Origin of the sequence: Bradyrhizobium sp. SYSU BS000235 (genome assembly GCF_049747295.1) — a bacterium.
Classification (GTDB): domain Bacteria; phylum Pseudomonadota; class Alphaproteobacteria; order Rhizobiales; family Xanthobacteraceae; genus Afipia.
On record NZ_JBMHJM010000001.1, the window covers coordinates 3,249,501 to 3,273,399 of the forward strand.

Annotated in this window: 21 protein-coding genes and 1 pseudogene; 6 read left to right on the forward strand and 16 right to left on the reverse strand. The window is 61.3% G+C overall.

All coding sequences use genetic code 11. From position 1 onward, the window contains the following. The first annotated feature begins 72 nt into the window (after window positions 1–72). Window positions 73–3,015: a pyruvate, phosphate dikinase gene (gene ppdK, locus ACP0KA_RS15145; protein ID WP_424629574.1), complete on the forward strand. Its 2,943-nt coding sequence runs from the start codon at window positions 73–75 to the stop codon at window positions 3,013–3,015. 324 nt (window positions 3,016–3,339) lie between these two features. Further along, on the forward strand, window positions 3,340–4,773 hold the full coding sequence (locus tag ACP0KA_RS15150) for a cell wall hydrolase (protein ID WP_424629575.1): 1,434 nt from the start codon (window positions 3,340–3,342) through the stop codon (window positions 4,771–4,773). 2 nt (window positions 4,774–4,775) lie between these two features. Here ACP0KA_RS15150 and nadC read toward each other — a convergent pair whose 3' ends face one another. The 3 genes from nadC to nadA form a co-directional block, all read right to left on the reverse strand. Beyond that, window positions 4,776–5,663: a carboxylating nicotinate-nucleotide diphosphorylase gene (nadC, locus tag ACP0KA_RS15155; RefSeq protein ID WP_424629576.1), complete on the reverse strand. Its 888-nt coding sequence runs from the start codon at window positions 5,661–5,663 to the stop codon at window positions 4,776–4,778. A 1-nt stretch (window position 5,664) separates the two neighbouring features. Continuing rightward, window positions 5,665–7,266 carry an L-aspartate oxidase gene (locus ACP0KA_RS15160; protein WP_424629577.1) on the reverse strand — a complete coding sequence of 534 codons (1,602 nt, stop codon included), beginning with the start codon at window positions 7,264–7,266 and terminating at the stop codon, window positions 5,665–5,667. A gap of 120 nt (window positions 7,267–7,386) precedes the next feature. Further along, entirely contained in the window at window positions 7,387–8,499 is a 1,113-nt protein-coding gene (gene nadA / locus ACP0KA_RS15165) for a quinolinate synthase NadA (RefSeq protein ID WP_424629578.1), read from the reverse strand. 327 nt (window positions 8,500–8,826) lie between these two features. Here nadA and ACP0KA_RS15170 point away from each other — a divergent pair, with 327 nt between their 5' ends. Beyond that, complete coding sequence (locus tag ACP0KA_RS15170) at window positions 8,827–9,813, forward strand: MDR family oxidoreductase (RefSeq protein WP_424629579.1); 987 nt, start codon at window positions 8,827–8,829, stop codon at window positions 9,811–9,813. A gap of 139 nt (window positions 9,814–9,952) precedes the next feature. Beyond that, window positions 9,953–10,495 carry a hypothetical protein gene (locus ACP0KA_RS15175; protein ID WP_424629580.1) on the forward strand — a complete coding sequence of 181 codons (543 nt, stop codon included), beginning with the start codon at window positions 9,953–9,955 and terminating at the stop codon, window positions 10,493–10,495. 68 nt (window positions 10,496–10,563) lie between these two features. Here the strand turns inward: ACP0KA_RS15175 and ACP0KA_RS15180 are convergent. The 6 genes and pseudogenes from ACP0KA_RS15180 to ACP0KA_RS15205 form a co-directional block, all read right to left on the reverse strand. Then, a pseudogene (locus tag ACP0KA_RS15180) lies at window positions 10,564–13,262 on the reverse strand (DUF2339 domain-containing protein). Window positions 13,263–13,353: 91 nt separating this feature from the next. Further along, window positions 13,354–14,337, reverse strand: coding sequence for an NUDIX hydrolase (locus ACP0KA_RS15185; RefSeq protein ID WP_424629581.1), 984 nt, complete (start codon window positions 14,335–14,337; stop codon window positions 13,354–13,356). 32 nt (window positions 14,338–14,369) lie between these two features. Further along, complete coding sequence (locus tag ACP0KA_RS15190) at window positions 14,370–14,876, reverse strand: tyrosine phosphatase family protein (RefSeq protein WP_424629582.1); 507 nt, start codon at window positions 14,874–14,876, stop codon at window positions 14,370–14,372. Between the two features lie 64 nt (window positions 14,877–14,940). Then, window positions 14,941–15,552 (reverse strand): YfbR-like 5'-deoxynucleotidase, encoded by a 612-nt coding sequence (locus ACP0KA_RS15195; RefSeq protein ID WP_424629583.1) that lies wholly within the window; start codon window positions 15,550–15,552, stop codon window positions 14,941–14,943. Further along, complete coding sequence (locus ACP0KA_RS15200) at window positions 15,549–16,172, reverse strand: DNA-3-methyladenine glycosylase I (RefSeq protein WP_424629584.1); 624 nt, start codon at window positions 16,170–16,172, stop codon at window positions 15,549–15,551. The genes ACP0KA_RS15195 and ACP0KA_RS15200 overlap by 4 nt, the downstream gene beginning before the upstream one ends. Then, entirely contained in the window at window positions 16,169–17,050 is an 882-nt protein-coding gene (locus ACP0KA_RS15205; protein ID WP_424629585.1) for a YgfZ/GcvT domain-containing protein, read from the reverse strand. Before ACP0KA_RS15205 ends, ACP0KA_RS15200 begins: the two co-directional genes overlap by 4 nt. Window positions 17,051–17,176: 126 nt before the next feature. On the opposite strand from ACP0KA_RS15205, the gene ACP0KA_RS15210 reads away from it, so the two are divergent. Then, complete coding sequence (locus ACP0KA_RS15210; protein ID WP_424629586.1) at window positions 17,177–18,511, forward strand: dihydroorotase; 1,335 nt, start codon at window positions 17,177–17,179, stop codon at window positions 18,509–18,511. 18 nt (window positions 18,512–18,529) lie between these two features. Here the strand turns inward: ACP0KA_RS15210 and ACP0KA_RS15215 are convergent, their stop codons facing one another. The 4 genes from ACP0KA_RS15215 to ACP0KA_RS15230 form a co-directional block, all read right to left on the reverse strand. Next, window positions 18,530–18,796: a hypothetical protein gene (locus ACP0KA_RS15215; RefSeq protein WP_424629587.1), complete on the reverse strand. Its 267-nt coding sequence runs from the start codon at window positions 18,794–18,796 to the stop codon at window positions 18,530–18,532. Between the two features lie 181 nt (window positions 18,797–18,977). Next, window positions 18,978–19,355, reverse strand: a complete 378-nt coding sequence (locus ACP0KA_RS15220) for a TIGR02301 family protein (protein ID WP_424631615.1) — start codon at window positions 19,353–19,355, stop codon at window positions 18,978–18,980. 57 nt (window positions 19,356–19,412) lie between these two features. Then, on the reverse strand, window positions 19,413–19,841 hold the full coding sequence (locus tag ACP0KA_RS15225) for an NUDIX hydrolase (protein WP_424629588.1): 429 nt from the start codon (window positions 19,839–19,841) through the stop codon (window positions 19,413–19,415). Window positions 19,842–19,999: 158 nt separating this feature from the next. Next, on the reverse strand, window positions 20,000–20,464 hold the full coding sequence (locus ACP0KA_RS15230) for a hypothetical protein (protein WP_424629589.1): 465 nt from the start codon (window positions 20,462–20,464) through the stop codon (window positions 20,000–20,002). A gap of 146 nt (window positions 20,465–20,610) precedes the next feature. Between ACP0KA_RS15230 and ACP0KA_RS15235 the strand changes: the two genes are divergently transcribed. Further along, window positions 20,611–21,408 carry an SOS response-associated peptidase family protein gene (locus ACP0KA_RS15235; protein WP_424629590.1) on the forward strand — a complete coding sequence of 266 codons (798 nt, stop codon included), beginning with the start codon at window positions 20,611–20,613 and terminating at the stop codon, window positions 21,406–21,408. Here ACP0KA_RS15235 and ACP0KA_RS15240 read toward each other — a convergent pair. From ACP0KA_RS15240 to ACP0KA_RS15250, 3 genes are read right to left on the reverse strand one after another with little or no spacing between them, the layout of a single operon-like run. After that, window positions 21,405–21,989 (reverse strand): NUDIX domain-containing protein, encoded by a 585-nt coding sequence (locus ACP0KA_RS15240; protein WP_424629591.1) that lies wholly within the window; start codon window positions 21,987–21,989, stop codon window positions 21,405–21,407. The two genes, ACP0KA_RS15235 and ACP0KA_RS15240, sit on opposite strands and share 4 nt — an antisense overlap. A gap of 23 nt (window positions 21,990–22,012) precedes the next feature. Next, window positions 22,013–22,456 carry a GNAT family acetyltransferase gene (locus ACP0KA_RS15245; protein WP_424629592.1) on the reverse strand — a complete coding sequence of 148 codons (444 nt, stop codon included), beginning with the start codon at window positions 22,454–22,456 and terminating at the stop codon, window positions 22,013–22,015. A 15-nt stretch (window positions 22,457–22,471) separates the two neighbouring features. Next, window positions 22,472–23,899 carry an FAD-binding oxidoreductase gene (locus tag ACP0KA_RS15250; RefSeq protein WP_424629593.1) on the reverse strand — a complete coding sequence of 476 codons (1,428 nt, stop codon included), beginning with the start codon at window positions 23,897–23,899 and terminating at the stop codon, window positions 22,472–22,474.

Sequence of the window (23,899 nt, forward strand, 5' to 3'; positions counted from 1 at the left end):
CGCGGCTTGCGCGGGGGCTTCAAACCGTGGTGTAACCCGCCTGCCGTTTCCCTCACGCAGCGTCTGGAAGCCATGGCCAAAGCCTCATCTAAGCCCAAAAAGCCCCTCGTTAAGTCTTCTGCCAAATCCAAGCCTTCTGCATCGAAGCCCTCTGCATCGCCTGCCGCTGCGAAATCAGCGCGCAAGGCTGTGAAAGCCGCGCCAGTTGCGGCCAAGAAAGCCGCGAAGGCGCCGGCCAAGTCGGCAGCCAAGCCAGCCGTCAAATCGACTGTGAAATCCAAGCCTCCGGTCAAAGCCGCGGCCAAGAGCAGCCCGAAAGCGGCTCCGGCGCCGAAGGCAGGGAAGTGGGTCTACACGTTTGGCGACGGCCGTGCTGAAGGCAAGGCTGACATGCGCGACCTGCTCGGCGGCAAGGGAGCGAATCTCGCCGAAATGGCCAATCTCGGCCTGCCGGTGCCTCCCGGCTTCACGATCCCGACCTCGGTCTGCACGTACTTCTACGCCAACGACAAGACCTACCCGAAGGAATTGAAAGCGCAGGTTGAAAAGGCGCTGGAAGCGGTCGGCAAGATCGCGGGCAAGACCTTCGGTGATGCCAAGAATCCGCTGCTGGTGTCGGTGCGCTCCGGTGCGCGTGCGTCGATGCCGGGCATGATGGACACGGTCCTCAATCTCGGCCTGAATGACAAAACCGTTGAAGCGCTGGCATCGCTCTCCGGCGATCGCCGCTTTGCCTATGACAGCTATCGTCGCTTCATCACCATGTATTCGGATGTCGTGCTCGGTTTCGAGCATCATCACTTCGAAGATATCCTTGACACCTACAAGGACAGCAAGGGCTACTCGCTGGACACCGAACTGACCGCCGAAGACTGGGTTGATCTCGTCGGGAAGTACAAGAACGCTGTGGCTGAAGAGACCGGCAGCGAGTTCCCGCAGGATCCGCATGATCAGCTCTGGGGCGCGATTGGTGCCGTGTTCTCCTCGTGGATGAATGCGCGCGCGGTCACTTATCGCCGCCTGCACGACATTCCTGAATCCTGGGGCACCGCCGTCAACATCCAGTCCATGGTGTTCGGCAATATGGGCGACACCTCGGCAACGGGTGTGGCCTTCACGCGTAATCCGTCCACCGGCGAAAAGCTGCTGTACGGCGAGTTCCTCATCAACGCTCAGGGCGAAGACGTCGTCGCCGGCATCCGTACGCCGCAGGACATCACCGAGCATGCGCGCAAGGAATCCGGATCCGACAAGGCGTCCATGGAAGTTGCGATGCCGGAGGCATTCAAGGAACTGACGCGCATCTACACGCTGCTCGAAAAGCACTACCGCGACATGCAGGACCTGGAATTCACGGTGGAGCAGGGCAAGCTCTGGATGCTGCAGACCCGCAACGGCAAGCGAACCACCAAGGCGGCGCTGCGCATTGCTGTCGATCTCGCCAATGAAGGGCTGATCTCGAAGAAGGATGCGATCTCACGGATCGACCCGGCGTCGCTCGATCAGTTGCTCCATCCGACCATCGATCCTGGCGCCAATCGTGACGTGATCGCGACGGGGTTGCCGGCGTCTCCGGGTGCCGCGGCCGGCGAAATCGTGTTCTCATCGGACGAGGCTGCCAAGCTGCAGGCCGATGGCCGCAAAGTCATTCTGGTCCGCGTCGAGACCTCGCCGGAAGACATTCACGGCATGCACGCTGCTGAAGGCATTCTCACGACGCGTGGCGGCATGACCTCTCACGCGGCGGTCGTGGCGCGCGGCATGGGTAAGCCTTGCGTTTCGGGCTGCGGTACGATCCGGGTCGATTACGGCCGCGGTCTCATGACCGTCGGCGACCGCACCTTCAAGGCGGGCGACGTTATCACCATCGACGGCGCGCTGGGCCAGGTGCTGGCCGGCCGCATGCCGATGATCGAACCTGAACTGTCGGGTGATTTCAACACGCTGATGGGCTGGGCCGATCAGGTGCGCAAGCTGAAGGTCCGTACCAACGCCGACACGCCGGCTGATGCGCGCACCGCGCTGAAGTTCGGCACGGAAGGCATCGGGCTTTGCCGCACCGAGCACATGTTCTTCGAAGAGACGCGCATTCGCACCGTCCGCGAAATGATCCTGGCTGAAGACGAGCAGGCCCGCCGCGCGGCACTGGCCAAGCTTCTGCCGATGCAGCGCGCGGACTTCGTTGATCTGTTCGAGATCATGCAGGGCCTGCCGGTCACCATCCGGTTGCTCGATCCGCCGTTGCACGAGTTCCTTCCGCACTCCCAGAGCGAGATCGAGGAAGTCGCGCGTGTCATGCACGCAGATCCACGCAGGATCGCGGATCGCGTGCGTGAACTGGCGGAGTTCAATCCGATGCTCGGATTCCGCGGTTGCCGTCTCGCGATCGCCTATCCGGAAATCGCCGAGATGCAGGCGCGCGCCATTTTCGAGGCGGCGGCGGAAGCTGCCAAGCGCACCGGAAAGCCGGTGGGTCTTGAGGTGATGGTGCCGCTGATTGCAACCCGCGTTGAGTTCGATCTGATCAAGGCGCGTATCGATGCGACAGCACAGTCGGTGATGCGTGAGACCGGTGCGAAGCTCGATTATCAGACCGGCACGATGATCGAACTGCCACGCGCCTGTCTGCTGGCGGACGAGATCGCCAAGACCGCGGAGTTCTTCTCGTTCGGAACCAACGACCTCACGCAGACGACGTACGGCATCAGCCGTGACGATGCGGCAAGCTTCCTCGGCACCTACGTCGCGCGCGGCATTCTCGATATCGATCCGTTCATTTCGGTCGATCGTGATGGCGTCGGCGAACTGGTGAAGATCGGCGTGCAGCGTGGCCGCAAAACACGCCCCGGCCTCAAGATGGGCATCTGCGGTGAACACGGCGGCGATCCAGCCTCCGTCGCTTTCTGTCACGAGGTTGGGCTCGACTATGTGTCGTGCTCGCCGTATCGCGTGCCGATCGCTCGCCTTGCTGCAGCACAGGCCGCCCTTGGCAAGGCCGTCGCCAGCCAGGCGTAAGGTTCACTCGTTCATTGAACGACATGTTGTCTGCCCGGGCTTGTCCCGGGCAGATTTTTTTTGTGCGGTGCTTGCTGCTTGAGCCGCGAACGATTCATTTACTTTGTCAATTGACGCGCCGTTTACGATCTTGCTCGACGCGATATTTACCAGCGCATTCGAAACGACTGCCCGGAATGAAGGCTTCACTTGCGTGTGGCGCGCGTGACGCAGTGATTAACTCCGCAGCAACTTTAATTCGATACGAACGCAATCGATCGAATTGTATCGGTTGTGCATTCGATCTCGTGAATATGTGTAAGTGTTAGTTGCGTGAGCGTATCGATGCCTGTGTTGCGTAACAGGTCGAAGGGTGCGCAGTTTGCGCCCTTCGGCCTTGTCCTCTGTCTGTTGACAGTGACACCGACCCAAATCGGCTATCAGGATCTCGCAGCTTTGCTCGCCCGTCAGCCTGGTGTGGCGGAGCGGCTGCAGCAGTACCTGTTTGCGTCGTCGCGCCGCATGCTGCAGGTCGCGTCGTTCAATCTTCCGCGTCCGATCGGGACGCAGACACCCGAAGTCGCCCTTTATCGTCTGGCCAGCCTTGAGGGCGATAGCAGCGATATTGCCAGTTCGATCAGCCAGCATCCGCTGGGGCGCGCGCTACGGCCGCAGCAGCGATCTGATTTTCCGAAGGTGGTTCGCTCCTCGAAAGGAGATCGCCTTCCTCTTCCGGTGCCTGAGCCTGAAGTTCCACAGGAGAGCTCACCGCAGCTAGGTCAGTTCGCTCCGAACGTGCGTGGCGCGAAGACCGCTGAAGTCACCGTGCCTGCGGAGAGTGAGAAGCCACCATCCGCATCCGCACACGAGCCGCTCGATGCAGAATTGGCGGATGCGCTGAACGCGCCGCATCTGCCACAATATGAAGCCTCGTCATCGCTGCAGAACCTGCCGCCCGATCATCCGCTCAACGCCGCGCCGGAGCAGTCCTCTGAGATGGTCGCCGCAGCGTCGACATCGCCGGACCGGGATGGCTTCTCGTTCAAGACGTCGAGCCTGTTCTTTGGAAACTCCTCTCTTGGATCGTCTGCTGAGTCGCTTGAACGCTGGCAGGCAGGCGAGGAGCCGATGATTGTCACGCCGGGCGCGGACCCCGAGATGAAAGTGACGGCTTCATTGCCTGCCGATCCATCCGCTGTGGCCGGTGGCGAGAGCGTCGCAAACAAGGGGCAAGTGAATGCGGAGACGCCGCGGCAACGCACGCCTGCGGAGCGCCTCGGCCTCGATGCCAAGTCGCGTCCGAAAGCCGAGAAGTGCCTGACGGACGCGATCTATTTCGAGGCCCGGGGTGAAGCGGTGCGTGGCCAGATCGCGGTGGCGCAGGTTGTCGTCAACCGTGCGTTCTCCGGCTACTACCCGACCACCATCTGCGGCGTCGTCTACCAGAACGCAAACCGTCATCTCGCGTGCCAGTTCACGTTTGCATGTGACGGTATCCGCGATGTGGTCAAGGAACCCGACATGTGGGAGCGCGCCAAGAAGATCGCGAAGGAAACGCTCGACGGCCGTCTGTGGCTGCCGGAGGTCGGGAAATCGACGCATTACCACGCGTACTGGGTGCGTCCGTCCTGGGTCAGCGAGATGAAGAAGATGTACAGGTTCGGCGTGCACACCTTCTATCGCCCGCGCGCCTGGGGTGACGGCAGCGACGCGCCGTCGTGGGGCTCCGCTGCGCAAACCGCGGAAATCTCGAAAGAGCTGTCGGCTGAGAAGCCCTAAAGTTACGCGTCGATATCCAGGGCGACATCGAAGTTCGGTGCGGAGTGCGTGAGTGCACCGGCGGACGCATAGTCGACGCCGGTTCTGGCGATGTCTGCGATCGAGGACAACGAGACGCCGCCGGAGACCTCTAACACAACGCGCCCGTCGGCGATCTTCACGGCCTCGCGCAATGCGATGAGGTTCATGTTGTCGAGCATCACGACATCCGCGAGCCCCGTCTCCAGCACTTCGCGCAACTGATCAAGCGTATCGACCTCGATCTCGATCTTCACCAGATGACCGGCGTGTGCGCGCGCGCGTTGCAGGACGGCCTTCACACCGCCTGCGACTGCAATGTGGTTGTCCTTGATCAGGATCGCGTCATCGAGCCCGAAGCGGTGATTAAATCCGCCGCCGCAGCGCACGGCGTATTTCTCCAGCGCACGCAAGCCCGGTGTGGTCTTTCGCGTGCAGCAGATACGCAGCTTGGTGCCGCTGGTATGGCGCACATAATCCGACGTCAGCGTCGCGATGCCTGACATCCGGCCGACGAAGTTCAGAGCCGTGCGCTCGCCGGCCAGCACGGCCCGCGCCGGGCCGGAGATCGTCAACACATGGACGCCTTTGGCGACGGCGCCGCCGTCATGCACGTGCGCCTGAATGTTGATGTCAGCCGAAAGCCGCTGAAAGGTTGCGACCGCGAGCGGCAATCCCGCAATCACGCCGGCCTGCCGGGCCACAAGGACGGCGTGGGCATGGACGTCCGGCGGAATGGTCGCGATCGAGGTGACGTCGCCGGCGCGCCCAAGGTCTTCCTCAAGCGCGCGTTTAACCGCGTCATCGATGGCCAGCGGTGAGAGAAAGGCATCCGGATGCAACAGTTCGGCGGGATCGAGCACTTCGGTCACGTCAGGCTCCCATCGAGCGTTTTTTGATGGAGGGGGCAATCATTCCAGCGGCGACCTGACGCGCATCATCGAGGGTCGTCATGGTTCGCTTCTTCTGCGCGGGATCTTCAGCCGGATAGTCTGAACGGAAATGCGCGCCACGGCTTTCCCGCCGTGCCCAAGCCGAGGCTGCAACGATCAGGGCGGTGGTTGCCATGTTCCGCAGCGAGGTGTTGGTGGCGGTTTGTTCAAGCGCTGCAAACGTCTGGATCGCGTCGGCAAGATGATCGGCATCGCGGATCACGCCGACATGGGACGACATCATCGCGCGGAGATCCGCTTCGGCAGACGCCGGCATGGCGCTATTTTCGGACAATACCGGTTTAGTGTGCGATACGCGCGGCGTGTTGAACGTCTGGCCATCGATGTCTTCCGCGATGCGTGCGGCATAGACGACCGCCTCGAGCAGCGAGTTGGAGGCGAGGCGATTGGCGCCGTGCGCGCCGGTGCTTGACACTTCGCCGCCGGCCCAGAGCCCCTTGATCGATGTCCGGCCGCGCTTGTCCACGGCGATGCCACCCATGTGGTAGTGCGCGGCTGGCGCAATCGGGATCGGTTGTTGAGCGGGATCGATACCGGCCGCCAGGCAGCTCGCGTAGACCGTCGGGAATTTCTGGGCGAAACGAGCGCCCAAAGCCTGTGTCGCGTCGAGAAAGGCGCCACGTCCGGCGGCGATTTCAGCGAACACACCGCGCGCCACGATGTCCCGGGGGGCGAGTTCGGCGAGCGGGTTCAGCGCCACCATGAAGCGCTCGCCTTTGCTGTTGACCAACGTCGCGCCTTCGCCGCGCAACGCTTCGGTGGCGAGCGGAGCGGGGTCTTTGCCGACCATGATGGCGGTGGGATGAAACTGCACGAATTCGGGATCCGCGATGATCGCTCCGGCGCGCGCCGCAATGGCAAGGCCAAGGCCGCTGGCCTCAACTGGGTTCGTCGTGACCGCGTAAAGGTGTCCGATGCCGCCCGTCGCGAGCACAATAGCCGAGGAGGCGATCGTGACCGGCTTCGACGCAGCATCTCCGGTCTTGCGCACCTGCAGGCCGGCGACTTCGCTGTTTTCCGTCAACAGCGCTTCGGCGGCATACCCTTCGATGACGCGGATCGATGGCGTCTTGCGCACGCCTTCAACCAGCGCCGCGATGATGGCCTTGCCGGCCATGTCGCCCTGAACGTGGACGATGCGGCGCGCGGAGTGAGCGGCTTCACGGCCGACCGCAAGCCGTCCTTCCAGGTCGCGGTCGAACGGTACGCCATAGGCGAGCAGATCATGGATGCGCGCGCCGGCTTCCCGTGCCAGCCCAAGCGCAATCTCCTCATCGACAATGCCGCCGCCGACAGCGACCGTGTCGGCTGCGTGAGATTCTGCGCTGTCGCCTTCGGCCACCGCTGCGGCGATGCCGCCCTGAGCCCAGGCGCTGGAAGCGCCTTCGCCCAGCGGCGCCGCCGAGATCACAGTCACAGGCCGCGGAGCGAGCTTCAGCGCGCAAAAAAGACCGGCCAAACCACCGCCAACGATGACGACGTTGTTTGCCGAAGGCGAAAAAGCATTTTCGAGTGTTGTCATGGCTGAGCGCCTTCGAAGGGGCGAACAACTGACCGGCTTTTGACGGTGGTGGCCGGAGACGTCCGGCCACTCATGTCTCGATGGCGATCAGGCCTTTGTTGTTATCGCGTATTCGCGCGATCAATTCTTCAGGTTGATCATTCGCTCGACCGAGCGACGCGCCTTGTCGATGATCATCGGGTCGATGGTCACTTCCTCACGCATGTAAACCAGACTGTCGAGGATCTTCGGCAGCGTGATGCGCTTCATGTGCGGGCACAGATTGCACGGACGCACGAAGTCGACATTCGGCAGCTCGGCCTGCACGTTGTCGGCCATCGAGCATTCGGTGACCATCACGATGCGCTTGGGCTGATGCTTGCGCACCCAGTCGATCATGTGTGCGGTCGAGCCGGTGAAATCCGCCTCTGCGATCACGTCCGGCGGACACTCCGGGTGTGCGATGATCTGCACGCTCGGATCGGATTCGCGATAGGTGCGCAGTTCGTCGCCTGTGAAGCGCTCATGCACTTCGCAGGCGCCCTTCCAGGCGATGATCTTCACGTCGGTCTTCGAGGCGACATACTTCGCCAGATACTGGTCGGGCAGGAAGATCACGGTGTCGCTGTTGAGGCTTTCCACCACCTGCACGGCGTTGGACGACGTGCAGCAGATGTCGACCTCGGCCTTCACGTCGGCAGATGTGTTGACGTAGGCGACGACCGGTACGCCCGGAAAGCGTTCGCGCAACAGGCGGACATCCGCACCGGTGATCGACGACGCCAGCGAACAGCCGGCACGTGAATCCGGAATGAGGATTGTCTTGTCCGGGTTCAGGATCTTCGAGGTCTCGGCCATGAAATGCACGCCGCACTGGACGATGACCTTTTCCTTCACCTTGGTGGCTTCGCGCGCAAGCTGCAGCGAATCGCCGCCGATGTCGGAGACGCAGTGGAAGATCTCCGGCGTCTGATAATTGTGCGCCAGGATCACCGCGTTGCGTTGTTTCTTGAGGTCGTTGATGGCCTTCACATAAGGCGCCATGAACGGCCATTCGATTTCAGGAACGACGTTCTTCACCCGCTCGTAGAGGTGTGCGGTTTCGCGTTCGACTTCCGGCGTCCATTCCAGTGACGGCATCGGCAGCGCACGTGCACGCTCTGCATCAGAGATGGGCGCACGGCCTTGTCCGCCGGCCGGCAAATGGGGCGAATTGCCAAAATCGTTAGGGCCGTAAATTCCAGAGATAGGCATCGCAGCCTCCCAGTCCCAGTCTTTCATATGCTCAATTTGAGCATATTTGGGTATTGAGAAATCCGGCCTTTCGGGCCGGTTCCAAACTCAGCGGATACTCAAGAACGACGTCGCGAGGGAGTCATCGTTCCTGGCTCGATCATTACGGATTACTTATCCTCATTACGAGCAAAACAAATATAACAGGTCTTTGACGGTTGCGCCAGATGGCATACCAAATAATTCCGCATCGCTGAATTGCATCGAGCCGGCGAAAGGTCACGGGTTGGAATTGAAGCGAGCTGCCTCTAAGACGGTCTCATAAGGATACAAGCACGGGAGCGCGTCGTGGGAACGTTCAAAGCAATCAGAATCGACAAGGCTGAAAAGGGCACCACGGCGGCGCTGACGCAGTTCGACGAAGCGGAGCTGATGGACGGCGACGTGACCGTTGCCGTCGAATGGTCGACCGTCAATTACAAGGATGGCCTTGCACTCACCGGCAAGTCACCGGTGGTCCGCCGCTTTCCGATGATCGCAGGCGTGGATTTCGCCGGCACCGTTCTGCAGTCCTCGCATCCGGCCTGGAAGGCAGGCGACAAGGTCGTCTCCACGGGATGGGGCTTGGGTGAAACGCATCTGGGCGCCTATGCCGAGAAGGCCCGCGTGAAAGGCGACTGGCTCGTGCGCCTGCCGGACGGCATGACGACGCAGCAAGCCATGGCGATCGGCACCGCAGGCTTCACCGCGATGCTGTCCGTGCTGGCTCTGGAAAAGCACGGCCTCACGCCGAAAGACGGACCGATCGTGGTCACAGGCGCTGCAGGCGGGGTGGGATCGGTCGCGGTCGCGCTGCTGGCGAAGCTCGGTTTTCACGTCATCGCCTCGACCGGCCGTTCAGCTGAGAGCGGTTACTTGAAGGATTTGGGCGCAGCCGAGATCATCGATCGGAATGAACTGTCGGCACCCGGAAAGCCGCTTGCGAAGGAGCGCTGGGCAGGCGGCATCGACAGCGTTGGCTCGACCACGCTGGCCAACCTGCTCTCCATGACGAAGTATCGTGGTGCGATTGCCGCGTGTGGTCTTGCTGGCGGCATGGACCTGCCGTCGTCCGTCGCCCCCTTCATTTTGCGTGGAGTGTGCCTTTTGGGCATCGATTCCGTGATGTGCCCGATCGGCCCCCGCAGGGAGGCCTGGGGACGCCTTGCGACGGATCTCGATCACGCCAAACTTGCTGAAATCACTCAGGAAGTTGGTCTTGAGGATGTCTTCGATATCGGCCCGAAGATCCTTGCCGGCCAGGTGCGCGGCCGACTTGTGGTGAAAATTTCCTGAGGACGTTCAGATTTTACAAACCATACTGCGCCAATGTTGCCATGGTTAGTATGGTAATCAGTGGGTTAAGGGGTAAACCGGCCAGGATTGATCTTGGACGGCTTGCCGTACTCGCAAGTTTAGTCAGTGGAGTCGCCGTATGCTCACGCGTATCGTTTTGGGAGCCCTTCTTGCTGGGGCGGTGACGGTTCCTGCTCTCGCCGAAACCATGAATGCGGATGAAGCCCGTAAATTCGTCGCCGGCAAATTGTTTTCCTTCAACTGCTTCGATGGCACGAAGGGCATGGGCAAGATCCTCGACGACGGTTCGGCCCAGGGTGCGGTTCAGTTCGGCGGCGCGGGCGCAATGCGCCACATGCGTCTGCCAGTCAACACGATCCAGGTGCGAGGCCAGCAGATCTGCGCCTCCATCAAGGGGATGCCGTTCGACCCGTGTTTCAATCTGAACAAGAATGACAATGTGAGTTTCCGCGGCTCCGTGTCTGGCCTGGGCTTCGCATATTGCGATTTCCGCCGTCAGGGCAATGGCCGCGTATTTCTTGCGCGCGCGATCTCTCGCCCGCGCTCGCTGCGTCCGCCGTCTCCGACACGATCGGCCGATGCCACGCGTCCGGAGCCTGCGCACACGCCTTCGGTCCGGCATGAGCCTGAGCTCGAGTTGCGTCGTTCGTCTGCCGAGTAAGCCCGGCAGACCTACAGCATCATCTCGTCAAATCGAACAGCACCGTAAGGTTGTCTGAAGAAAATGACTCATGAACCGGCGGCAGGTGTCGCCGGTGGAGTTGCGCGCGTCTGCTTGAACAGGAGGCGCTGATACAGCCAGCCGATGGCAACGAGCACCAGGCCCAGACCGATGAAGGAGAACGCGCGATAGGCGCCGGTCAAGTTCGACATATCGATCAGAAACACTTTCAAGACCGTAAGCGCGATGATCACTGCCGAGGCAAGTCTCGCCCGCTGTGAAGGCAGCAGCAGCCCTGCACCGAGCAGGATCACTCCCAGCGCTAGCCACGCGACGGAATAGGTATACTGCTCCACATCCAAGGTCGCTCCATAACTCATCAGCGGGCCATGATAGAGACGGCGGATCTGGAACGTCACGTATGCCAACGCTAAGACCAGTGCGCCTGCCGCAATGGTATGGGCATAAGCGGCCGGCCGTCGTCCGGCGACCGCATAAGACAACAGCAACGCCAGGATCGCGGGCATCGCATAACCGAGCAGGAGCACATTGACGAATGCTCCCTCGACGCGGATCGGCCAGATCATCGGATTTTCCAGCACGAACAGGCCGCCGACGATCGCGACGCCTGCGAGCACGGTGAGCAATATCGCGGAGACGTTGTGAACGATGCTGCCAGACCGAACACGCAGCCGCTCAGGCCGAGTGCCATGGCCAGGGCGACACACACCTGCAATGCGACTTCTGTCAGTCCGGATGATGCACGATAGATGTCGCCGTTGTTGATGAAGTGACGAATCTCCACGAACGCCAGCAGCACGGTGAAGAGGATCGCCGCGGATTCCACCGCACGGAGTGGAGCATCGTCAGCGCGGCGGCGCATGAAGATACTCGCCAACCAGAACGACAGCGCGGGTATCCCGTAGCCGAGCAGGAGCCAGTTGAAGATCGGCGTGGTGCCGACGTCGTTGCCGACGATCCGAGGCTCGTATCCGATGCGCAGCACAACAATGCCGGCGAGAATGGCTGCGAGCGAACGCAGGAAAGGGATCGGACGCTGCATCGAGATCCAGGCGGTGCCCAGCGACATCAGCGCGAGTGCAATCGTCAACCACCCCTTTTCAAGCGCGAAGGTGAAGGCCAGGGCCAGTGCCGCAAGGGTGCCTGTTGCGAACAGCGCGGTCGAGATCATCTGACCGGGACGCGCGTCGCGTTTGGCCAGAAGTTCGGTTGCCGCCGCAAATGCCGCAGCTAGTGCGACAGCGACAACCGCGAAGGGAATAGAGCGGTCGAGGTGGGCAATGCGGGCATAAAGAGCAACCAGCAAGGCCAGCGGCGTGAACACACCCGCGGCAGACCAGACGACCGGAACGATCGCGCTGATGGAGCGGCCCTGTGCGAGAAACCCGGCAATCCCGAAGGCTGCGGCAAAGCCCGCCGCAGTGGTCAGATGGAGACTGATGGACCCGTCATCTGCACGAGAGCCGATTCCGGGCATCGCACCGCCGGGAACGACGGCAAGATCAGGATTGGCACGGATCGCCCATTCCGCAAACACGACGAAGACAAAGAGGGCTGCTGCTCCAATGGAACTGGTGGCGGACTCAGCACGCCAGACGATGGCAATGGTCGCAGCGACCAGCAACGCAAAGACAATCATCGCGGCACTGGCATGATTGGTGGTCAGTACCAGCGCCATTGCGCCAAACAGGAACGCCGTCAGCGAAATGGACGAGACCGGTTCGATGCGTCCGGGCTCACGGGAAGGCCCGAACATGAATCCGGTCACCACAAGCAAAGCGGCGAGCGCAAAACTCACGATGATGTCGAAGGCGTGGGGCGCAAGCGTTTCCGGGTCCGAAATGTCGAACATCATCCACGCGACGCCGAACGCAATGGTCGTCAGGGCAAGCCATCGCCACAAGCGGATGCGGGCGAGGCCAAAGGCGGCGGCGGTGACAATTGCGATGTAAATGTAAAGCGCCCAGTGATCCGGCGCGTCCGATGACACCAGAACCGGCGTGATGAATGCGCCGATCACGCCGAGGCCTGCCAGCGCCGGCCCGTGCAACAACGCTGCAGCCAGTGTTCCCAGTGCGACAAGTCCGAGAAGTCCGAACGCGACGGGAGGTGCGAGAAATCCGTAGAGCGCGTAAGCGGCATAGACCGTCGCAAATGCTACGGCCGTGCCCGCTGCTGTGAGAATGGCTGGGATGTTGGCGATGGTTGATGGGGATGCTGACGATGCGTTTTCTTTGCGGCGCGTAAATTCGCCGCCGCCAAGTAACCCCAATGCGAACAGGCCACCGAGCAAGACGCGCACGCCGGGGCCGAGCAGGCCAGCCTCGATGGAATACTTGACCAGGAACAAGCCACCCAGTGCGAGCGTCAAGCCACCGATCCAGACCACCCAGCGCGTCCCGAGCCGTTCCTCCAACCCGGGTCGTGTCGCAACCGCTTGTTCGGGCGACGTGCCGGACGAGGAAACGTCGGGCTGAGCGGGTTGTGCGGGTGTCTCGACAGAGTCAGCCGGAGCTGCAGAAGTGAACGGTGGTGGTGACACCGTTGCGGCCGTTTCTGCGGGCTCTGGAGAGATCGGTGGTGCAGCCGGAGTATCCAAGATCGACGTCGCAGATGTGCGCGGAATCCCGCCGGCGATCGATGCTTCCAGTTGGCTGAGCCGTGCCGTGAGCTCGAGAGATCTTTTGTTGGCCTTGCGGGCGACGAAGACAGCAAAGAGCGCAATGAGAAAAGCAATGGTTTCCATCAATCCCCCCTGCGTCATCCGACCCGGTCTGTGCGCCGAGATCCGGTGACGCAATGCTTAAGCGGCCCCGACAGGCCGCCCCTTGAAATGTCTATCGGCGTCCCCGCACGCGCAAACCTGGCGCGGGGCGTTCCTGCAAAACTTCGCGTCGGAAACGAAATAGCGCGGCAGGCCGCCCGCCCGTCTGGGTGGACATTTCACCGGTCGGCTCGACCAGCGCACCTGCATCCACCAGCCGGCGGAAGTTTTGCTTGTGCAAATGACGCCCCGAGATGGCTTCGACGGTGCGCTGCAGATCTGTGAGTGTGAATTCGGAGGGAAGAAGTTCAAAAACGACGGGGCGATATTTCAGCTTGGCGCGCAGCCGCGCGATGGCGGTCGCAAGAATCCGCCGGTGATCGAACCGCATCGCGATACCGAGCGGCGGCAATACATCTCGCGCCAACGCCGCGGGCCGGCCGTCGCGCCGGGATTCCTCGATCAGTCCCGCCTCGTAGAGCAGTTCGTAGCGGTCGAGGACCCGCTCTTCATCCCAGTGCGCGCCGTCGATACCGAAATAAAGCCTGACACGGTCGCCGCGCGCCAAGGCACGCTCGGCATTTGATGTTTCAGATTGCGCGGCCCAGTCGCGCAGCGCCGGAAGGATGTCCTTCTCGATGAGGGCGGGGCGCTCCTCACGCCAATCTTCCCAGGGAAAATATCGATACCAGGGCTCAAACGTGGCTCCCGCCACCTGCGGTTTCGATGTGTTGTCCGCCGCACGCGTCAGTGCCAGATAGCCGACGGAGGCGACATGCGCGTCGGTGTCGCCGCGCTGGGCGTGACGTCCACGATCGCCAAATGTGTAAAGCTGTTCCGCGTAACCCAGCCGCAAACCCGTCTGTTCCTGCACCCACGCACGCAGGCCGATTTCGAACGTGCGATGAGTCACGGCATCGAATGGGCCGAAAGGTAACCCTGCGAGTTTCTCGCCATCGCCGCCCGGTGCCGTCAGAATGAGCGGCTCATTGCCATCGAAGGAGACGATAGCGGCCGTCAATCCGATCTCGATCGGAATGAGAACTTTGTCGATCATGGCACCTCGGTCATTCGCATGGGACCGTGCGCTTATTCAAGATCGACGCGAAACGGCCGGCCTTCGACACTCATGTTGCCTGGCCCCATCTCATCCAGTGCGCGGATCATGCGGCCGTCCCGGCCGAGCACGCGATCGGCGAGCGTCACAATCAGCCGATTGGGAAAGGCGCTCGGTGATGCCGTGCGGATCTGCCGGGCGATCGCAGCTTCATCGCGATGCGGATTGAGGGCGCACGCGGCCATGAACGCACTTGCGGACGAACGGCTGATCCCGGCATAGCAGTGGATCACCATCGGCGCCGCGCGATCCCATCCGCGAATGAAGGTCAAAGCTCGCATGATGTGAGCTTCGGACGGCACGACGAAACCTTCCGCAGGTTCGGTGATGTCGTCCATCGAGATCAGCAGGTGATTGGCCTCCTGCACCGAAGCCGGACGCACCACCTTGCTGACATTGCCCATGACGGTGAGGATATGGCGTGCGCCGGTGGCTTCAACAGTTGCGGGCAGGGCAGCGAGCGAACAAACGTGGATCATGGCAGGCCTTCTGACTAGTGACGGCAATTATAGGCATCCGCGCCGCAAACCGCCACCGCGAAGGCTATTTGAACAATGTCTTGAAGCGGGCCAGGAACTGCTTTTCGGCCCGGCCGGCTGACCACGGTGTCACATAGTCGCGCTCGCTCGCCGCCGGCAATTTGGGGTCACGGCCGAACAGGCGTTTTGCTTCCGCCTCCGAGAAGCCCGCAATGTGAGTGGCTTCAAGATAGGCTGCGCCTATGTCGGCGGCTTTGATCTGCTGCTCGATCTCATCGGGCAGCACAGCGGGCAATCCGAACCGGATGTGGATAGCGGCGAGCAGGCGCTTTTCCACGACCTTGTAGGAGCCGCCGATCACAGCCTTGAACGGCGAAATCATGTCGCCGATCACATATTCCGGCGCATCGTGCAGCATCGCTGCGAGCCGTATCTCATGATCGATGCGCGGATTCTGGGTGCGCAACACCGCTTCGACAAGCAGCGTATGCTGCGCCACCGAGAAAATGTGCGCGCCATGCGTTTGGCCGTTCCAGCGGGCGACACGCGCCAGACCATGCGCGATATCCTCGACCTCGATATCGAGCGGCGAGGGATCAAGCAGATCAAGACGGCGTCCGGACAGCATTCGTTGCCATGCCCGTGCCGTTGAGCTGGAAGATTTTCGGGAGCTCATTTCACTTTCAGGCGCGCCGGGCGCTTCGCCTTGCCGCACGATTCGTGGCAATGACACGTGACAAGATGATCGTTGACCATGCCGGTGGCCTGCATGAAGGCGTAGACGATCGTTGGCCCGACGAATTTGAAACCGCGGGCGACAAGTTCTTTCGACATCTTCGTTGAGATCGGCGTCGCCGCGGGCACGGATGCGGTGGTCTTGAAATTGTTGATCTTGGGCTTGCCGTCGACGAAATCCCACAGAAAGGCTGAAAAGCCGGGACCTTCCTCCATGATTTTCAGGTAGGCCTTCGCGCTGTTGACCGTGCCCTCGATCTTGGCGCGGTTCCGCACGATACCGGCGTCATTCATCAGCGCTGCGATTTTCTTGTCGCTGTAGCGCACGATCTTGGCAGGCTCGAAATCGTCGAACGCTTTGCGGAAGTTGTCGCGCTTGCGCAAGATGGTGATCCACGACAATCCGGCCTGGAAGCCGTCGAGAATGAGTTTCTCGAACAGCGCCCGGTCATCCCATTCCGGAACGCCCCATTCGGTGTCGTGATAGGCAATGTAGAGCGGATCCTCACCGGGCCATGGACAGCGATGCAGGCCATCGTCGTGCAGACGCGCGCGGGTCATGCGGAGGCTTTCTTCGGTGTGGTGCGGACATCGTCGGGAGCAACAAGGCTAACGGGAGCGGCGCCCGCGACCAAGGGCAATCCTGCATCAAGAGCGTCGGTCACGCGATCTGTGCGCAACAGTGCCAATCCAAGTCCTTCCGCCGACGAGCCCATGGTGCCGACCGGTTTATCACCCGCGAGGATGCTGACGCCAACACCGGGTGCCGGTCCATCGAATTTCACGCGAATGGTGCGCGTTCGTGCAGTGCCGCGATGCTCCATGCGCGAGACAACTTCCTGTCCGACATAACATCCCTTGTCGAAGTCGACGCCATGCAGGCGGTCCATGTTTGCCTCGTGTGGGAACGCATCCCCATAGATGAAATCGGTGCCGCCATTCGGTACGCCGCAGGCGATGCGATGCGCCTCATAGGCCTCGTTGCTCACGAGCTCAGCACCAATCGCTGCCGCTGTCGCGCCTGCAAGATCATCAGGCACAAGAATGCGCCACCCGATTTCCGAGCTGCGTGGGTCTGCGAAGGCGAGGTCCGGCTTTGTGGCCGGTTCACCGCCCCAGACGGCGAGGACGCCGAGTTGGGAGGAGAGATTTTCGACGGTGACCTTGGCGCGCAATTTGTAGAAGCCGAGACGGTCGGCAAGAGATTGTGCCAGCGCCAGAGGGCAGTCGAACACAAAGCCGCCGCCGTGGGCGGCGGGTGCTTCCGTCACCAGAAAGTCCGCGATGATCTTTCCCTGCGGCGTCAGCAGCGCGCCAAATCGGCCAATTCCGGGCTGAACCGGCTCGATATTGGTGGTGACAAGACCATCGAGAAAGCGGCGCGCATCGTCTCCGCTGACCTTGATGACGCCGCGATTCGGCAGAAACGCTGCTTTCATGGAGAATTTTCCGAAGTTCTTTGGGGAAATGCACCCGGTCGATATTACATCCCAACGTAAGGCGCTAAGGTGCCGGCAACAAGGCCCGCCGAAAAGCCGGGCGTCAACATAAGACGAGCTTTGAGCGTGGCCCAGACATTTGATGTGATTCTAAAATCCGGCACCGTCGTCAACCAGGATGGCGAGGGCATACGCGATATCGGTATATCCGGCGGGCGTATCGCCGCGATCGGCGCGCTGGGAACCGCCAGTGCCGCCGAAGTGATCGACTGCAAAGGCCTGCACGTTCTGCCCGGCGTGATGGACACCCAGGTGCATTTCCGTGAGCCGGGGCTGACCCACAAGGAAGATCTCGAAACCGGTTCGCGCAGCGCTGTCATGGGCGGTGTCACGGCCGTGTTCGAGATGCCGAACACCAATCCGCTCACGGTCACGGAAGAAGCCTTCACAGCCAAGGTGAAAGCCGGCCATCACCGCATGCATTGCGACTACGCGTTCTTCATCGGTGGGACGCGTGAGAACGTGCAGGACCTGCCGGAGCTCGAGCGCGCGCCGGGCTGCGCCGGAGTCAAGGTTTTCATCGGCTCTTCGACCGGCACGCTGCTGGTCGAAGACGATGAGAGTTTGCGGCGCATTTTCAAGGTCATTCGGCGCCGTGCCGCGTTTCACGCCGAAGACGAGTACCGGCTCAACGATCGCAAAGGACATCGCATCGAAGGCGATGCCCGCTCACATCCAGTGTGGCGCGATGAGATAGCGGCGCTGATGGCGACGCAGCGATTGGTAAATCTTGCGCGCGAGACCGGCAAGCGCATCCATGTTCTGCACATCTCGACCAAGGAAGAGATCGAGTATCTGCGCGATCACAAGGATGTCGCCTCATGCGAGGCCACGCCGCATCACCTGACATTGGCAGCTCCCGAAGCTTATGAACGGCTCGGGACCTTGGCGCAGATGAATCCGCCGGTGCGCGATGCCAGCCACCGCGACGGGATTTGGCGCGGCATCGAACAGGGCATCGTGGATGTTCTCGGATCCGATCATGCGCCGCATACGCTCGAGGAGAAATCCAAGACCTATCCGGCTTCGCCATCCGGCATGACCGGTGTGCAGACACTGGTACCGGTGATGCTCGATCACGTGAATGCAGGACGGCTGTCGCTGGCGCGTTTTGTCGATCTCACCAGTGCCGGTCCGGCGCGGCTGTTCAACATCGCCTGCAAGGGACGGATCGCGGCGGGTTACGATGCCGACTTCACCATCGTTGATCTCAAGCGTGAGGAGACGATCACCAACAAATGGGTGGCGTCGCGGGCGGGCTGGACGCCGTATGACGGTGTGAAGGTGAAGGGTTGGCCCGTCGGCACATTCGTGCGCGGACGGCGCGTGATGTGGCAGGGCGAACTGGCAACGCCGTCGACGGGCGAGACGATGCGCTTCCTGGAAACGCTGAAGCCCTGAGGTCTTCAGGGTTGCGATTTACTGCTTGAACGAGACGATGGAAAACTCGCCGCTGCGAACACGGCCGGCGAGACCTTCCACGAATGTCGCAACAGCGTCCTCGCCATAGGTGCCGACCAGTTCGGCAAATGCGGCGAACAGGCTTGCTTGCGCGAGGCAATCGCCGTCTACGCCGTCATGGCGGGCTTCCGCCCATGCCTCGTTGAGATAACTCAGTGCAGCCTGCTTCTGCTCGTGATCGGGCAAAAGGTCGCGACCGGACGTTAAATAAGAACGGTAGGTCATGAATTTTTGAAACCTGTAACGGGCGTCCGGTGGGATTTAGGTAACTTGAAACTGCACAAGCATTAGCACGCGGGCGAGAGCCGCCTAGAGCAGTTCTTTAGGAAAGGTTAACGGCAAGCAATCAGTTTATCAGAAAGTTCCCCCTTTGGGGGCAGGCGCGCAACCGTCTGAAGAAATGGAATTAATTCGCGTAGCGGGCCGTCAGATCGCGCGAAATTTTCGAGCCTTCTTCCAGATAACGGCGGATTGCGACCGTCGCCGCCGGGGTGCAGGTCCGATAAGTCTGTTGAAAACCATTATAGCCGCGGTTGAAGCTTGCGATCATGCGCGACCGCCGGGCGCCGGACGGCGTTTCGGCATCGACCAGAGCCTGCATCTCAGCACGCCATTTCTGGCCTTCGTTGGCGCCGCAAATGCCGCGCAGGTAATGCAGCGTTCCGAGAATTTCAGCGAGCCGCAGCAGATCGCCGTCGAACGGCGCAGCCGCATCCTGCGCCCGGACGGATACCGGAACAGTCAGGGCGGCGATCAGGAAAATTGCGAAAATGCGGCTGAGCATGAAGGCAGCCATATGCCTGTTCAAAGGGCCGGAAGCAAGGCGAAGAGCTCGCTTCGATCAGACGCCGACCATCTTGCGTGCGGAGGCGATCACGGTTTCCAGCCCTGTGGTAATCGCGAGGCCACCCAGATCATCGGGCGGCAGCCAGCGGGCGTCGTCCAGCTCATCATTGAGCATGATCTCGCCGGAGACCCAGCGCGCGGCAAACGGCAGGATCACGAAGTGGCCGAGGCCGCCGGTTCTTGCAGGAAGCGCCTCGCGCCAGCCCGCAAGGCCGACGATATCGATCACGAGGCCGGTTTCTTCGCGGACCTCGCGGGCCACGGCTTCGGTCAGGCTCTCGCCGAATTCCACGCGCCCGCCGGGGAAGGTGTAGATGCCTTTGGCCGGCTCGCGGGCGCGGCGGACCAGGAGAACCTTGCCGTCGCGGAAGATGCCGGCGCTGACGGCGAGTTGAGGTCTGTTCGCTGGTGTGGCGTCTCGCAATTGTCGATCCCCCTTGCTGCCAGGCTCTTATCGACAATTGCGAGACAAAGCCACACCAGCATTTTTATCTTGCTGGTGTCCCTTCGTCTCTGAATAACCGTGCGGGCGCGCTGCAAATGGGGCGGTTATTCGGAGACGGGACACCAGGGTCTGCGTGGTCATTGGGTCATGATGGTGTCGACGTCGGCCTCATCGCTCGGACCGTTGATGACCCCACCGGCATGTGTCACCAGCGGCTTCACCCAGCCGATCGCCTGTTCCGCCAGGGTCACCCTGGTTTTGTCCGATTTGGCTTGCCGCATGGCGTCTCCGACGGCCGTCAGGATCGACGTCATTGCAGCCGTGATGCCGTCGAATTTATCCCGGATCGTTGGATTAGCCGAATCATACACGCTGATGGCGAGGTCGCGGCCCTTGAGGTTCGAGGCCGCGAAATGCTCACGGTAGCTCAGGGGACGCCACTCGAGGAAATCGTCCGCGCATTCCGGCATATCCGGAATCATTTCCAGGAGCATGATGGCTTCATTAAAATGATTCAGGTAATCGGTCGCAAGGCCCGTGCGTGGATTGATGTTCGCATCCCGCAGAATTTGGTCGCGATCGGCCGCATCGAGGTGCGCCATGGAAAGAACATCGGGGGCAGGGCAAGACATTGCGGGAGCCAAATGAGACATCACACCAACTGTCCAATACGGCGAGTTAAAAGCGACTGAACAAGTTCCACCGTTGTGTAATTTTCCGCATCAAAATCCCCTTTCCGAGTCTTTTTATGTGCGGCCGATACATCATTGCATCACCTCCTGACGCCCTTCGTCGCCTGTTTGCCTACGGTGAGCAGCCGAACATGCCGGCCCGGTTCAATGTCGCACCAACCCAGCCGGTGCCTGTCGTCATTTTAGAGAACGGTGCCCGGCACTTTCACCTGATGCGCTGGGCTTTCATGCCGGCCTGGGTCAAGGACCCGCGCCAGTTCGCAGTCGTCATCAACGCGCGGTCGGAAACCGTGTTTGAAAAGCCGTCCTTCCGGAACGCGATCAAACGTCGCCGCTGCCTGTTGCCCGCGGACGGCTATTACGAATGGCAGACGGCGCGTGCCGGCAAGCAGCCGTTCTTTATCCATCGCGCCGATGGCCGGCCGGTTGCGTTTGCAGGCGTCGCGGAAACCTGGAGCGGGCCGAACGGCGAAGAGGTCGATACAGTCGCGATCGTCACTGCCGCTGCGAGGCCGGACATGGCTGTGCTCCATGACCGGGTCCCGGTCACGATCGATCCTGACGATTTCGAACGCTGGCTCGACAGCAACGCGACTGAAAATGAAATCTTATCGTTGATGGTCGCGCCTGCGGAAGGCACTTTTATCTGGCACGCGGTGTCGCGCGCCGTGAACAGTGTCGCCAACGATGGTCCGGGACTGATCGTGCCGCTCAGCGCCGAAGAGATCGCCGCGTCCGAGGCTGTGGCGGATGCGCCACCCAAAAAGCCTCGCAACAGTGCGGCTCAACCCAAGTCATCGAGCAAACCCGCACCGCCTCCGAAGGAAGACGATGCGCAGGGATCGTTGTTCTAATCTTTGAAGATGTTCAGCGCTGCATATTGCAGCAGCATGATCGTCTTGCCGTCGACGATCCGGCCATCCTTGATCATGGCGAGTGCCTCGTTGAACGGCAGTTCGAGGACATGGATGTCCTCGCCCTCGTGACTTAGGCCGCCGCCGTTCCCGATCTGCATATGTGGTTCGTACGCAGCCACGAAGAAATGCACCTTCTCGGTGACGGCGCCCGGACTCATAAACGCCTCGAACACCTTCTCGACCTTATCGATGCGGTATCCGGTTTCTTCTTCTGCTTCCGCCTTGATCCGCACCTCGGGTGTTTCATCGTCGAGAAGCCCGGCGGCGGTCTCGATCAGCAGGTCATCATAGCCGTTGACGTAGGCGGGATAACGAAATTGTTTGACAAGCAGCACGGTGCGTTGGGCGAGATTATAGGGCAGCAGTGTCGCGCCGTTACCGCGGTCATAGGTTTCGCGATGCTGGGTCTGCCATTCCCCGTTTGAGTGCAGCCAGTCGAACGTCGTTGTCTTCAGGATGTACCAGTTGTCCGACAACAGACGAACATCCTTGACGCGGATGCGGTCACTCACACTCATACGGGGCCTCAATGGAAAGTGGATCAGGGGGTCGGCTCGCGCCCATCGAGCCATCTCGCATACATGAGACGCGGCTGTTCATCGTAATCGAGCGTCTCATAGAACGCCTGGGCCTGGGTATTTTCCGGGCGTATCAACAGTTGAACCTTCTCAACACCGCGTGTGCGGAGCCAGTCTTCCGCCGCGGTGACGATGGCGCGTCCGTAGCCGTTTTTGCGGTGGTCGGGATCGACCGCAACATAATAGAGCCAGCCGCGATGGCCGTCGTGTCCGACCATGACCGTCGCAAGGACGGACTGCTGGTCGCGTCCGACCAGCACCGCGGACTCCGGGCCTTTGCGGGCTCTGGCAAGATCGTCCCTGGGATCATTCCAGGGACGTGTCAGTTCGCATCGTTCCCACAAGGCGACGATGCCGGCTTCGTCTGCGTCCTCGGCGGTGGTGATGTCGAGGTTGCTTGAGGGCATCGTCAAAGACTCGATTTAGAGGACCTTGCCAGGGTTCATGATGTTGAGCGGGTCGAGGTTGGCCTTGATCGACCGCATGATGGCGAGCGCCACCGGATCCTTCACGTGCGGAAGCTCCTCGCGCTTCAGGATCCCGATGCCATGCTCGGCGGAGATCGATCCGCCGTGTTTGGCAACGATGCCGTGCACGAGATCGTTCACATCGTGCCAGCGCGCCAGGAACCCCGCCGTGTCGGCTCCGACCGGCTGGCTGATGTTGTAGTGGATGTTTCCGTCACCAAGATGACCGAATGCGAAGGGACGCGCGCCGGGAATCAGGTTGGTGACGGCGGCGTCCGCCTCGATCAGGAAATCCGGCACCGCGGCCACCGGCACCGAGACGTCGTGCTTGATCGAGCCGCCCTCGGGCTTCTGCGCCGGCGAGACGATTTCGCGCAGTTTCCAGAATCCGTTACGCTGGTCGAGATTTGCCGCCAACACTGCGTCCAGCACAATGCCGTCTTCCATCCCTTGAGCAAGAATGGCTTCGATGGTGTCGCGCGCATCGTCGCGCGGCGATGAAATCTCCATCAGCACGTACCACGGATACGGGCCTGTCATCGGGGCGCGGACGGATGAATTGTAGTTGACCGCCCAATCGATGGCGATCTGCGGCAGCAGTTCGAAGCTGGTCAGGGCACCGGCAGCGGTGTTGCGCGAGGTGTCGAGCAGCTTGAGCGCGTCCTCCGGAGACTCGATTGCCGCGAACGCGGTTTCAACCGAGCGCGGCTTGGGAAACATCTTCAGCGTCGCTGCGGTGATGATGCCGAGCGTTCCTTCTGCGCCGACGAACAGGTCGCGCAGGTCGTAGCCGGTGTTGTCCTTCTTCAGGCTGGAGAGACCATGCATGATGCGGCCGTCCGCCAGCACCACCTCCAGACCGAGCACGAGATCGCGCGCGACGCCGTAAGCCAGTGCTGCGATGCCGCCGGCGTTGGTCGAGAGGTTGCCGCCGATGGTGCAGCTTCCCTCAGAGCCGAGCGATAGCGGGAAAATCCGGTCAGCGTTCACGGCCGCCTGCTGCGCGTTGGCAAGGATCACGCCGGCTTCGACGGTCATGGCGTTGGATTTCGTATCGACGGACCGAATCTTGTCCAGCCGGCGCAGCGACACCACGACTTCGCCGTGATGCGGCGTCTGCCCGCCGACGAGACCGGTATTGCCGCCTTGCGGGACGATCGCCGTCTTCGTCTCGGTCGCAAGCTTGCAGATGGCGGAGACTTCCTCCGTGGAGCCCGGCCGAAGGACGAGAGGTGAGCGGCCTTGATAGAGATTTCGCTCCTCGACAAGATAAGGAGCCACTTCATGCGGGTCGGTGACCGCGTATTTTTCGCCCACGATGGCCGCGAAGCGCGCAAGCAGTTCAGGTGAAAGTGTGGACGGCGGTGTCTGCACGATGTTCAT